The sequence below is a fragment of the Nostoc sp. MG11 genome (assembly GCF_014904695.1).
GTDB lineage: Bacteria > Cyanobacteriota > Cyanobacteriia > Cyanobacteriales > Nostocaceae > Komarekiella.
In genome coordinates, this window is sequence record NZ_JACXXN010000032.1 from 1 (window position 1) to 13272 (window position 13272).

At 41.5% G+C, this 13272-nt stretch carries 13 protein-coding genes; all 13 read right to left on the bottom strand.

Annotated features, from left to right (window positions below; all coding sequences use genetic code 11):
* Positions 1–635: hypothetical protein (locus tag HCR01_RS28040; RefSeq protein WP_193199308.1), on the bottom strand; the 635-nt coding region annotated here is incomplete at its 3' end.
* A gap of 51 nt (positions 636–686) precedes the next feature.
* On the bottom strand, positions 687–1859 hold the full coding sequence (locus tag HCR01_RS28045) for a hypothetical protein (protein WP_193199309.1): 1173 nt from the start codon (positions 1857–1859) through the stop codon (positions 687–689).
* A gap of 341 nt (positions 1860–2200) precedes the next feature.
* The gene (locus HCR01_RS28050) at positions 2201–2863 is read right to left on the bottom strand and encodes a DUF1361 domain-containing protein (RefSeq protein ID WP_193199310.1); all 663 of its coding nucleotides are present in this window, start codon (positions 2861–2863) and stop codon (positions 2201–2203) included.
* A gap of 460 nt (positions 2864–3323) precedes the next feature.
* Entirely contained in the window at positions 3324–4418 is a 1095-nt protein-coding gene (locus HCR01_RS28055; protein ID WP_193199311.1) for a hypothetical protein, read from the bottom strand.
* Positions 4419–4568: 150 nt separating this feature from the next.
* Entirely contained in the window at positions 4569–6440 is a 1872-nt protein-coding gene (locus HCR01_RS28060) for an iron uptake porin (RefSeq protein WP_193199312.1), read from the bottom strand.
* A gap of 371 nt (positions 6441–6811) precedes the next feature.
* Positions 6812–7297 (bottom strand): hypothetical protein, encoded by a 486-nt coding sequence (locus HCR01_RS28065; RefSeq protein ID WP_320073197.1) that lies wholly within the window; start codon positions 7295–7297, stop codon positions 6812–6814.
* 331 nt (positions 7298–7628) lie between these two features.
* Positions 7629–8393: an energy-coupling factor ABC transporter ATP-binding protein gene (locus HCR01_RS28070; RefSeq protein ID WP_193199314.1), complete on the bottom strand. Its 765-nt coding sequence runs from the start codon at positions 8391–8393 to the stop codon at positions 7629–7631.
* A 28-nt stretch (positions 8394–8421) separates the two neighbouring features.
* Positions 8422–9075 carry an energy-coupling factor transporter transmembrane component T family protein gene (locus HCR01_RS28075; protein WP_193199315.1) on the bottom strand — a complete coding sequence of 218 codons (654 nt, stop codon included), beginning with the start codon at positions 9073–9075 and terminating at the stop codon, positions 8422–8424.
* The gene (locus tag HCR01_RS28080) at positions 9068–9991 is read right to left on the bottom strand and encodes an energy-coupling factor ABC transporter permease (protein ID WP_193199316.1); all 924 of its coding nucleotides are present in this window, start codon (positions 9989–9991) and stop codon (positions 9068–9070) included. Before HCR01_RS28080 ends, HCR01_RS28075 begins: the two co-directional genes overlap by 8 nt.
* A gap of 432 nt (positions 9992–10423) precedes the next feature.
* Positions 10424–11254: an energy-coupling factor ABC transporter ATP-binding protein gene (locus tag HCR01_RS28085; protein ID WP_193199317.1), complete on the bottom strand. Its 831-nt coding sequence runs from the start codon at positions 11252–11254 to the stop codon at positions 10424–10426.
* A complete protein-coding gene (gene cbiQ / locus HCR01_RS28090; protein WP_193199318.1) occupies positions 11229–12038 on the bottom strand; it encodes a cobalt ECF transporter T component CbiQ in 810 nt (269 codons plus the stop codon). The genes HCR01_RS28085 and cbiQ overlap by 26 nt, the downstream gene beginning before the upstream one ends.
* Entirely contained in the window at positions 12035–12337 is a 303-nt protein-coding gene (locus tag HCR01_RS28095; protein ID WP_193199319.1) for an energy-coupling factor ABC transporter substrate-binding protein, read from the bottom strand. Before HCR01_RS28095 ends, cbiQ begins: the two co-directional genes overlap by 4 nt.
* A complete protein-coding gene (locus HCR01_RS28100; protein ID WP_226889688.1) occupies positions 12324–13010 on the bottom strand; it encodes an energy-coupling factor ABC transporter permease in 687 nt (228 codons plus the stop codon). The genes HCR01_RS28095 and HCR01_RS28100 overlap by 14 nt, the downstream gene beginning before the upstream one ends.
* Positions 13011–13272: the final 262 nt, after the last annotated feature.

Genomic DNA, 13272 nt, shown 5'->3' on the forward strand with positions numbered 1-13272 from the left:
AAAGTTTGCCATAACTCAGAGGTGTGATTGTAGATTAATTTAGGATAGCGGCGGGTAACATCAATCATCTTGCCTTGGCGATACTGCCAAATTTGTAAGGGATAACCAGAAGCAGCATAGGCTGTAAAAGCATAAGCAAAGCGATCGTTTCGACTTTCAAACTCTGGTAAACCATCCTGATCTAAATCCCTAAGTCTATAGCCACCATTACCCCATTCGTGACGAATCTTCTGGTACTGCTTGGATTGGCTGTTGTAGCGGTAAATTAATGAATAAGTACAACAGTGTGCTCCACCTGTATAGAAATCGGCAACTACTTCTGGTTCTTTGTTACCGTCCAAGTCTAGCACTGGTAACTTGTTTTCTTGTTCTTCAAATGATCCCCCCACAGGTCTATCATATTCATTTTCTTGGGGTAGCTTTTGCTCGAAAACAGTATTACCTGCTCGAATAATTTTTAACAGTACATTTTTATACTGATATTCCTGTGGCTGATCGTAAGATATTTCTGCCCGCACATTGCCCGATTGTCCAGTTATTGTTTCTGCTATAGCAGGCTGGCTGAATCTAGCCGCAGCAATCAAAAGAGCTAAACCGATTAGAGATTGACTAATAAAGAAACGAATAGCCTTCATTGTTGGTGTTGTATATAGTACAGTTAACTTTATACAACACCGTCAGCATGTTTAATATCGGAAAATCGCTGCAACTGCTGTGCTATATGGTATTTGTTCTGGTGGAACAGCGTAGACCGCACCACCATTTAGTAAGGTGTGAGCAGCAACAAAATCTAACAAATCCTCATCACCGGTTTCTTTATCCTCATGTAAATAAACCGTTTCCGAACTTGGATCGAACAAACCCCATTGCTGTTGAGCAACTGCAACCAACAATGAATCTACTCGTTGGTAGTAAGCCGCTGGGATAATTTCTTTGAGGTTGTTGGTGGCTTTGCCAGTATCACCGCCAAACAGTTCATGAAAACGCTCTAAAACATCTTGTTGTGACTTTTGGAAATCAGCCTCGACAATGGGCCAAGCTTCTTGATGTAACTCTTGAGCACTGAGAATTTCTGGATTACCAGTGACACCTTCTTCCATTAAATGCTGGTAAGTATTTGCCTGTCTATATAGAGGTAAGAGATACTCAACCCCAGCCAGTACCAAAGGCGCTTTTTGCTCTCGCAGTTTTTGGTGCAATGCGCCATCAATGATGTGAAAAAATTCTAGGATGCTTTCTTGGTGCTTATCCTTGTCAGAACTTCCCTGGCCATGAAACTCACCCGGTTGTGAAGAAGAATTGGAGGTTCCTCCTCTGGACATTCTGCTACGGAACTGACCCTCTTTGGCAGTCTCGTCTATTTGGAGAGCTTCATCTAGACTTTTAGGTAGATTTTTTATCTCCACCTCGTTGATGCTATGGCGTGTTGCCTCAAAAAACCTAACATCTTGTTGACTCAAAGCCAGCAGGTAAAAACGACCATCGCCGTTTAAAATCGGTAGTAAAGGTTTGATGTGAAATCTGTCTGTCACCACTACCAACTCTTGAAAATTGAGTGGCATAGTATAGTAGCGAAAAATATCTTGAGAAATAAAAATCGCTAGTCCTTGCTCTCCCCTTTGCTCCCAAAAATCTTGGGTATCAAGTTCAGTGGCTTTTTGCAACAGTGCGATCGCTTCTTTCTGTTCTAAACCTGCATCAATTAAGCGATCCTCTGCCTCTTTAACCAAATTCTTAAGCCGAATTGGGTCTTGTCGCACTTCCTGCCCGGCTGGGTGCGTTGGCATATAAATTGAAACACAATTTCCTTTTGGCTGTTCTAGTAGTGTCTTTATCTCCTCTCTAGAAATTAATTGCATATCATATTTCTCCTATCAAAGTGACTAGCTAAATCAAACAAGACCCACAATATCAAAGGCCTGATAGGACAACGTTATTCTCAAATGGTAGCGATTTCCGTCCAAGTGTTTGATTTATGTTTATTTCACCTCAAAAAGAGTTTAGTTTCATCTTTCTTTTGATAAGAAATTACCTACTGTATGTACTATTCTTTAGGTGGATAAATGGAAGATCGGAGCCAAGGGTCAAGAGTCAAACCAACTCGCAATGAGCTACGCCCCGCTACGTTCTAAGCGAATCTATGCCGCAGGCTTTACGCAATTTGCAATGAGCTACACCTCTCAGTCCCCATTCCCCTTAATTATCCAGCATTCGGAGTATTAGAATTTGCTTGTTGTGTCTTGATAGCATAACTACTTTGTGGTTGTCTAACAAAACCCAAAGTTACTCTTTTCATAATCCAGTAAAGCCCAACAAGTATCACAAAAGTAATAGCGATAATTACTAATGGCTGTTTACCAAGAATTTCCTCCACACCTCTAGTCAACACAGCATCGGGTTGAGTAATAAAATCCCAACTGTTGAAACGCAAAAACCGCCCCCAATAAACACCCACAGCACATAGAAAATGGGTAATTAATTCAACCCATAAAATCCATTGGCTCTTGCCAATACGGTGTAAATAGTAACCCCAATTAACTAAGGATATAACGTAAGCTTCAAATCCAGACAGAATTACTACCAAATAAACAGGGATAAGTACTAGGGTAATCATCCACACCGATTGAATTGTGCGGATATCATCTATCAAGTGAATTACATCAGTCAATAAATATGGCGCATTCGGTAAGAAAGCATAGAATACTAAGAATCCTAGCCACCACAGCCAAGAACGATTGCGCCTGATGCGAAATAGCCACACACTTAAAGCTAAAGGTATAAAAGCCAAAAATAAATTCCAAGTCATCCAACTCATATTAATTCGTAAGACTTGCAAAACTCTAGTTAGCAATTCTTCTTTCATAGTTACTTACTCTGAATATGTGTGATTTATCTAATTTTGCTCTGTAATATTTGTGTGATCAGTGATTAACTAATAAAGTTTTTGTGGCTTCTAGAAAATTTATTTGCTCAAACTCTAAACTAGATTTTGTGCCAGTTAAATAGCAAATGCACACTGATATATGTCGGAAACATAGAGTTTTTGGGTGTTTTATGCTGGGGGCTGACATTTATCAATCAATCGGCTTAAGCCACTAGTATAGCCAGAAAATCATTAGGGTAAAATCTACCACAAAAAGGAAGTCTGAGCCGCAAAACCGCTGCTGATAACTTCGGGTGGAATTCCCTAACTGGATGTTGCCCTTATCCTAGCTATGATATTAGTTTCATTGTGTCCTGCTTAAGTTCCAGAACCATACAAAGCTTTTGCCTTCAGTTTGGAATAATTGTGCAACCCCTTACCAACTAATAATGCTACATGACTAACGCAACAGCACTCGGCTGCGAGGGCCGATCGCTTGCTTGGGTAAAGAGGGTTTTATACAGCTATTTCCAGAATCTTGTGAACAAACATCTGAAGCAAGCGTTGATGGGTTGACAACCACCTGATTAACTCCAGCAGAATTACCGCTACTAAACTCGATATTGGGTGTAGCAGCAGGCGATGGAGAATTAGACTCAGATGTATACGCTGTAAGGGTTGGTGAAACTAATGTCTGCGGCACAGTTTCGGCGATCGCACTATCATTACTAACTACAGGTAAAGGTGTGGGTGTATTAACACTGCTAATTACTGGTGCAGGCGTGGGTATGCTACCACCGCCAATTACTGGTGTGGGAGTAGGTGTACTACCACCACTAATTACTGGTGTGGGAGTTATGAGAGTTGCAGTTGTAGGTACTTTGATTGTCAATCTCGCTAAGGGGGAGTTAGTCATGTTCAAGGAAGTGACCTTTGGTGAACCTGGGATATCAGACTTGAAATCAAAGACTGTAGGACTTGCGCCACCATTGCGATCGCTATATCGTACTCCGTATCCACTCACTTCAAAAGTACCTTGATACTGGTTTCCAGTTTTTGGATCAGTGACAGTCCCAGTGTATAAAGCTTTTGTGAGATTAAATTCATCTTGAACTACTCCTTGAAATGTAGTTCCTGCTAATCTTCCCTGATATTTATAAGGCGTCAATTCACCACCTAAGAGAACTGGTGAAGTGACAACACCATTGAAAGAGACAACAGGAATGCCTTTAAAGTCAACGTAGTAATGTAGACTCCCATCTGAGCGTGTTCTTACCGCTACATAATCTGATTTGTACACAGGAACGTAATTGGGATTACTCCTAGAACCTATGTTCCGTGAGTATGTTCCTGTGTTATCAGTATCTACACGTGTAATGCTGCCATTGAAATTGGGATTAATGCTAGGAAGTTGAATAGTTCCTGACAATGTACCAGTACTTTGAATTGTGATTTGAGCAGAAGCGCTTGCTCCACTTAAACCGATGATGACTGCCACTAAACTGCTGCTGTTAACAACTGCACAACTTAGCTTAATTGATGAATTTAATTTCATGGAAAATTTGCTCCTTTTATCACCTATAAAAAAAACACGCATGAGTTGATAGACAATTTTTCCTTGCTCAGACTGCGTGACGCTAGTATTCAACACTGATTACAGAGATGCAAAATCAGCGTATTTTATTACATTTACATCAGTATAAAATTAAAACCGGAAGGTTGCTCTCAGCGCTCCGACTATTAAAGGCTCATTAGCAGCGTTGTGATCAGGATTGAATATAACGAATACGCCTGGAGTCAAGGCAATGTTGTCATTCAACTGAGCGCGGTAAAACAGCTCTACGTGAATTGATGTGTCACTGCGTCCACCTGCTGTCCCGCCATCAGAAAAGTTGGGAAAATTAAATCCTTCAGGTAAAGTACTGGAAGTAATTTTGGGAGGTTGTCCTACGAGAACACCCCCTAAATTGCCAGGACGTAGCAAATTGGGAAAAGCAGCGAATACCAGCCAATTTGTGGTTTCCACACTTCCAGAAAGGTTGACTGCTTGGGAAGAAGAAAAACCACCCCAACCACCCAACTGCAAATTAGGGTTGATCCGCCAAGCAACGCTAGCGCCAATAGCTTGAGTATCGAAAGCTGTAGCATCTGCAAAAGGCGAAAGCAACTGATTATCGCCGATACCAGTTCCTAGTAAGCCATCAGGGGAGTGGGAGTAAAGATAATGCACTCCGACATCAATATCATTGGTGGCAGCTAAACTTAGCTGAGCGCCAGCAGTCCATCTACCACCAAATAGACCGGCTTGGTTGATATTGCCTGGAAAATTGGGAATTTCTGCACTATAAACGCCCTGTAGACTGATGCGATCGCTAATTTGCCAGTCAAAACCTATACCACCTGTACCGTTGCCAATGCCTAAAATCGGGTTACGCTGACCAAATAGAGAAATTGCGCCGTCGCCAGAACCTTCTAAAGGACTAATACCGCGAAAAGTGTTAACTGGGTTGACTCCCGCTGTACCTACAACAACTCCCAAGTTATTTGAGAGGGGAAATCTATAAGACAAGTCACTAATAACTAAATTGTTATCTGTATTTGACTCAAAACCCAACCGCCCCATATTAGTAGATACTAACGATGCAGTAGAACCCAAATTACCCGCAGATAAGCCTGTTAGCAATAAATCTCGCCCTGTAAACGAAGTTGCTAACGTTAGTTGCACGCTATTGTTGAAAGTCAGATTCGTTTCTGCTTTGCGTTCAGGTACTCCATCTCTAGGAAATAAATCTACATCAGTGCTATTAGTTCCCTGCACGCTAAAAATGGCTTGACCAAATAGTCGAGTAGTTGTAGAAAACTGACTAGTTTGCAATTCACTTGTCCGTTCTTGAACAGTCTCTAAACGCTCTTGTAATTGCTTTAACTCTTCCTGAAATTCGGCTTGCAACCTTTGCAGTTGAACTAAATCTTCATTATTAACAGTATTAATTTTATTGTTAGCAATAACTTCGTTAATCCTCTCCACGCAAGCATTTAAACCAGCAGCAAATTCATAACGGCTGATGGTACGGTTGCCTAGATAAGTGCCATCAGGATATCCAGCAATGCAGCCATAGCGCTCTACTAGAGACTGCAAAGCAGCAAAAGCCCAGTCAGAGGGTTGCACATCTTCAAGTTGCGACACCGATATAATTTCAGACATCTGGTTGTCTGAGTTTGAACTTATAGGTTGTGGAGAAGAGAATTCTTTTATGTTTTCTTGATTCTGTGCAACTTCTATTACAGGTTGAGAATTTTCGGATTCAGGTAAGTTATGAGAACTTTGGAATGGAATTTTTTTTCTACTTTTTTCTAGTATATTTTTGTACTTAGTTTTTATAGCTGATGGGGAAGTTGGGATTCCATCTATTTGTATTAATTCGGGTGGTGTAATTTCAGCAGGCAGAACGACTTGAGGCAAATGTTCTTGCGCTGACTGCTGCACCAGCTTATCTGACTGAATTGCAGGCTGTTCTGGTAAATTGAGCGCAGATATTGACGCTGTTGTTAGCACACCCGCTATCAGTAAACTCATATCACTCCTGGTATTTCATTTGACTTGCACCAATATTTCTTTTGACAAACAAATTTGGTGCGCGTCAGGAATATTTCTAGAAAAGTAGTGATAAAAGTTACTAATATCTCTGGATAGGTGATGAAGTTCCGCTATCTGAGATCTTGCGCTAGAGCATCGATTCAGTAATTGCGAAAACCCGATTTCTTTTCAGTAAAACGACCAATTATCATTGACTGTAGAGACGTTGCAATGCAACGTCTCTACGAAATAATCAGTTTTTCTCGCCCCTATCTTAAAATACTGAATCGGTGTTCTAGTAGTCTGCCAAGAAAACTTGGCTGGGTAAAAGGGAAAGGTTTATTTCCTTATGAACCGATTTTCTAGATGGATTATTCTGGCTGGCTACAATATTTATTCAGATCTCTCACTAACGCATCCGATCGCTTACCAACAGTTGTAGCTGCTGTTGTCAGTGCTGAGTCAATTTCGGCTCTAGACTTTTGGATTTTTTCTCTACCAGATATTGAGGCTTCGGCTGTTTTAGCTGCGTTCAGAGCTTTAGCCGCCTTGGCGATCGCTTGATAGAGAGTTCCAAAAACTTTCACAAAACCGCTTTGAAATTCTTTCAGCTTAGGATCTTTTAAGTTCAGTTCCTTAATCGATTTAGTAATATACTCTAAATCCTTGGACAGTTGCACACTGGTTACAACCTGCTTTCCCTTATTTCCATCAATCAGAGAAGTTCCTGCATTCACAAGCTTAATTAGCCGCTGACACTGAGAGGTTTTATTATCACTGCAACTAGTAACCAACAATGCGATGCTCAGACTAACAGGAGCAATAACAGCACGTTTAAGCGACACAGATGTTAACACTTTAATAGCACTTATACTTAATTAGTAGTATTCAATATTACGAGCAAAAGTAGTATTTGAGGTAGGGAGCGGAGGGGCAGTGCTTCGACTGCGCGGCAGTTGAGCGTAGTCGAAACTCAGCAACCGGGGCGGAGGGGCATGATCTGCGATAAAAAAGACTCATTCACGAGTATCAAAGACTTATTCACGAGTATCAAAGACTCATTCACGAATATCAAAAACTCATTCACGAGTATCAAAGACTCATTCACGAGTATCAAAGACTCATTCACGAGTATCAAAGACTCGTTGTTGCATTCTAAAATATATCTCCTTCTTCACTCTGGCAAAATCACCAATCTACTGGCAAACCCAACTGATCTAAAGTATCCCCGTCTTGCAAAAGTGACTGAATGTTGCCGTCTATTTGAATGTGACCAGCAGATAGTACTAAAGCACGCTGAGTCACTCTGCCCAACCAATTTAAGTCATGGGAGGCAATTAACATTACCTGCACAGGCAACTTTAACAATACTTGCGCCAGGTGACGCCGCCATGATGGATCAAGACCGTTGGTCGGCTCATCCAAAATTAGAATTGTTGGTTCTAGGGATAAAATTGCAGCTAAAGCAGCAAGGCGTCTTTGTCCACCAGAAAGTTCGTGAGCGGAACGGTTGGCGTAGGCTTCTAAACCAAAATCAGCTAATAACTGCCGGGCCCGATCAGTTGCCACGGCTGGTGGTACGCCATAGTTGCGTGGCCCAAAGGTTACATCTTCTAAGATGGTTGGCATAAATAGTTGGTCGTTGGCATCTTGGAAACTAAAGCCAATTTGACGACGCACTTGAGGCAGAGTTGTAGGTTCTACTGGGATGCCATTAATCCAAATTTTGCCAGTTCGTGGTTGTTTTAAGCCAATCAGGTTTTCCAGCAAGGTGCTTTTTCCAGAACCAGTAGCTCCCATTAATGCGACGCGATCGCCTCTATTCAAGGTAAAAGAAATTTCTTGTAATACTGGTTCTTGCTGGGAATAGGCATATCCCAAGTTTTGAACTTCGACCACAGCATGGTGGGAGTTACCGATTGGAGTTTGGGGATTAGATGTCAAAGATTTCAAGATTCACAACTCAAAATTCACAACTGGGCTAAATTCTGTAAGAAGTTAAGGTCAAACAAGCAGCGATCGTCCAGGCTACTAGCAATATAAGACGCTCTTTTGGTCTGAAGCTGGAATCTATGGGCAGTTGTCCATTGTAACCACGAGTTACCATCGCCGCGTAGACTCGCTCTGCTCTATCTAATGTACGGAGATACAAGGCTCCAATCATGGCAGCACTGGCGTAACGCAGCCATCCCGCAGTTCCATTCAAACCCCGTAATTGAGCGCTGCGCTGCATTCGCGTCACTTCTGAGAGCAAAATTTCCATATATTGCCCAGTTAATAGCAAGTTTTCCTTTAAAGGTGCTGGTACTGGTAAGCTTTTGAGAGCGATGCCGAAACTATGCGGCGGTAAGGTCAACAAAAAACTATTCATGGTGATTAGACAAATGAGGGAACGTACCAGCAAAAAACTGGCTCGTTCCCATCCCAAGGGCAACGCCAGTAATGACAGGAAAATCAATTCTGTACCGAGTAATCCGCCCATGCGGCGAATTGGTACGCGTAATAATACAACCCATAAAAGAGCGATCGCCCCATATACGCACAAGCTAGACCAAGCATGATACTTTAACAAAGCTGCCCCCACCACAATCACCAGAGATAGTTGCAACCTTAACGGCAAAGAAAGTTTAAGCATTATTCGGTTTCACAACTTTGGCAATTCCAAAGGCGACAGCAAAGCAAACCGCAGCTCCCACAAGTCCAGCAATACTAGTGCCAATAGGCCCCAAACCTTCAATACCATAGTCAGCTAGTGGTGTCGGCACAGTTACCCGCATTTGCTCAGCTAAGTCGATGAAGCCTAAATTCTCTGCAACTCTCTCTAAACCATCAGGCCATGCTGAGGCAAACAGTGACAGCACACCTGCAATCAGAAAAATGCTGACAATGGGCACTGACCATCCGCGAAACTCTTGCTGTTCTCCTGGTAGCAAATCTGGTCGTGCTGTGGATAGGTAAGTTAGCACACCCCCAGTAATCAACCCTTCGCCAATGCCAATTAGAATATGCACACCAGTCATTGCTGGTAAAACTATGGCTACGGGTGCAGTTCCAGATAGAACTAACTCAATGGCACAAGCTAAAGCTGCTGCCACTACACTCACACCAGCTGCTATACCAGCAGCCAAGGGTAAACGTCCTTTAGAACCCCCAAACAGCCGTTGTAAAGTTTGAGTTAATCCCCAGCCAACCCAAACACCAATTACTGCCATGTTTAAAATATTCGCCCCTAAAGCTGTAATCCCACCATCGGCAAACAGCACAGCTTGAATAATTAAAACCGTAGCAATACATAACGTCCCCGCCCAAGGACTGCCCAAAACGATCGCGGCTAAAGTTCCTCCTAATAAATGACCACTAGTACCTCCTGCTACAGGAAAATTGATCATCTGAGCGGCAAAAATAAAGGCAGTGGTTAGACCCAGTATGGGAGCACGACGGACACCAAAGGCCTGTTGCGATCGCCCAAAAGAAATGAAAAGCGCTGCCGCACTCAACAAACCAGTAGCCGCTGCCACTGGTGGAGAAACAAACCCATCAGGTATATGCATAATTCGTCACGTATTTAATATGTTTATTTAGGCAAAATAATACCAATTCTCTGTAAACTTGCACTTCATGATTACTCTTCCATCTTGGCGTACTTGGCGTACTTGGCGGTTCGTTAAATAAATATTAAGTACATCCTCATAGCAAATTGGTCTAAGTAATATAACTACGGTATCAAATTAATAACAAACAAGATTTTACCTCCTTTTGCAATGCCCTACTGGGGGATTTCTATAGTGTTACTTAAGATAGATAGACAATAAAATCTGCGTCAAATAAGATATTTGTCTTTTTTAAAATAAATTTTTATTCATCATATTTTTTGATTGAGCATTCAGCGCTAGAAAATTCAAAAAATAAAAAAAATTGATATTTCAGTAATTACTTTAAAATTTGCCTACACTTAATTAAATTGAGTATTTTGGACTTTCGACTCAAAAGTAACGGAACAGACTCAATATTCTCTGCCGCAACCGTTCTAAAACTGGCCCTTCTTCAGCTACTCCTTCAGTAAATAACATCTCATATATCAACGGTACTCCTAGCTGTAAATCTTCAAGAACACCACGTTGAGTAAAAACATCCTGCGGTTTCCCCTCAATCACAAGTTGTCCCCGATCCATAACCAAAACCCAGTCTGCCCAGCGATAAACTAAATCAAGGTCATGGGTTGCCATTAATATTGTTGTGCCAGCTGCATGAATATTTTTCAAGGTTGCCATTAAGTTACGAGTATGTAACCTATCTAAATACGCCGTTGGTTCATCTAGTAATAGCAGTTGCGGTCTTAGCACCATCACATCAGCTATAGAGACTCGCTTTTTTTGTCCTAAGCTGAGATGATGTACAGGTCTTTCTGCTAGTTCAGTCAGTCCAAATTCAACTAAGGCTTGCTCAACTCGCTGCTTAATTTCTCCTGTAGGCAATCCTAAATTACACAAGCCATAAGAAATATCTTCTTCAACAGTAGAGGCTACTAATTGTTGCTCTGGATCTTGAAAAACTAGCCCGACTTGTTGACGTAATTTCATCAAAGATTGACGGTCGTATTGTAGAGGCTTATCTTGCCATCTCACACTACCTTTATGTGGTTTATATAGACCATTAGCTAATAAAAAAAGTGTGGTTTTACCACAACCATTTTGACCGATTAATGCACATCTTTTATTAGCAGGAATTTTCAGAGTTAAACCATTCAACGCTGATTGCTTTGCACCGGGATAAGTGTAATGTACCTGCTCAAATGCGAGTAAAGATTGCTGCATTATACCAATCCACTGCTATTAATACTGCACATCCGATAATTGCTTCTATTGCATACCGCTTGGATAAATGATAGCGATGAGGATGCCAAACCTGAAATTCTCCATTAAAGCCTCGTGATGCCAAACTCAAGGAGACTTGACGGTAGTTTTCTAGAGTGCGCTTGAGTAACTGACTAATTAATAGAGCTAGACTTTTCATCGCAATATTAAAAGTGCGGTAGCCACCACGAGCTTGTTGAGCAGTCCACAACTCTGCGGCTGTATTTAATAGAACGAAAATAAAACGGTACATCAGTAATAACAGGTCTGTTAAAAGTACAGGTAAACCGACGCGACGTAGAATTTGTAGAAGTTCGGTAAAGGGGATAGTTAGTATGATGAAGTATAAGCAAGAAAGAGAAGCGATCGCTCGTGTTAAAATTGTCAATCCCTGTTCAATTCCGTGAACGCTGATATATACATAATAAGAACCTACAGTCAGCCCAATTACTGAGTCTTGTTGTACTAAATGCAGATGAGCAATATCTATGCCATTAATTATTAAAGCTGGTAAACTTGTTAACCAGAAAAGAGTAGCAATGTAGACTAATTTTAGATAAGTTTTAGCAGGAATTCCTGCATAGATGATTGTCCAAGTACTAATCCAGATTGCAATCAAAATTTGAGCTAGAGGATGAGTAAAAGCAGTGATGATTAGCAGAGCGATCGCAAAGAGCAATTTCTGCTCAGGCGCTAACCACCGCAACCGATTAGTATAAGCTAGCGTATCTATTTGCAGAGTCATTCCTTCTTCCTTTGCTGCTGGGAACGCCCCTTGTATAATCCAATCACATAACCAATAACTCCAGCACCTAAAGCAGCTTGAGAGGTAAATAATAAACTTTCCACTTCACCACTAGGTGGTTCAAACAGTGGCTTAAACCAGGGTTGATATCCGGGTTGTACTTCACTAATTGCTTTTTCAGCTTCGCCATCCGAACCAGTAAATTCTGCCCCACGCACAAATATTAAGGGCACGACTGCTAAAGTTATCACTGCCAATACCAATAGCCAGTTACTCAATCCCTTTTTAGACTGATTCATTGTGTTGAGGTTCCCGTTTGATTAATTTCAAAAGTTCCAATTCTTGAGGAGTGTAGGATTGTAGCCAGTTCCACACCAGCACAGTCAGCAAACCTTCACTAATTGCTAGAGGGATTTGGGTAATTGCAAAAATCCCAGCAAACTTGATAAATGAAGCAATAAACCCACCTACAGGCGAAGGGAAAGCCAAGGCGAGTTGCACCGAAGTAATGAGGTAAGTAAGTAAATCTGCTAAAGCGGCTGCTAAAAATATGGCGATTTTTTGCTTACCAGTTAGTCTCATCATCAGATGATATATCCAGTAAGCGGCAAATGGCCCAGCGATCGCCATCGAAAAAGCATTTGCCCCTAATGTTGTCAAACCACCATGCGCTAGAAGCAAGGCTTGAAACAGCAGAACTAAACTACCTAGCACCGACATCGCTAAAGGACCAAATAGGACTGCGCCTAATCCTGTACCTGTGGGATGAGAGCAACTACCTGTGACTGAAGGCAGTTTTAACGCCGACAACACAAAAGTAAAAGCTCCCGCCAAAGCCAAGAGTAATTTTAGTTCTGGATTGGTCTGGGTAATGCGAGTTAGCGATCGCAATCCTAAAACAAAAAATGGTAATGCCACTACCCACCAAAAAAGCGCCCAACTTCCCGGTAAATAGCCTTCCATAATGTGCATTGCATAAGCTGGTGCAGATGCTCCAACGATCAGATAAAAGCTTAGAAGCCCTATTAGAATTAGCGATACGCTTTTTGACTTGAGAACAATTCTTGACACGCTTTATACCTTGCAGATGCATTTCAAAGACTTAGTTTAAATCGGTGGACGCCCTAACAAACAATTCAAAATTAAAAATTAAAAATTAATGTCTTGCTTTCGTCCAGATCCGAGGTTGTCATACTCCTTAAGTAGCGGGTTTGAAGTATTTGAGAATGATTGA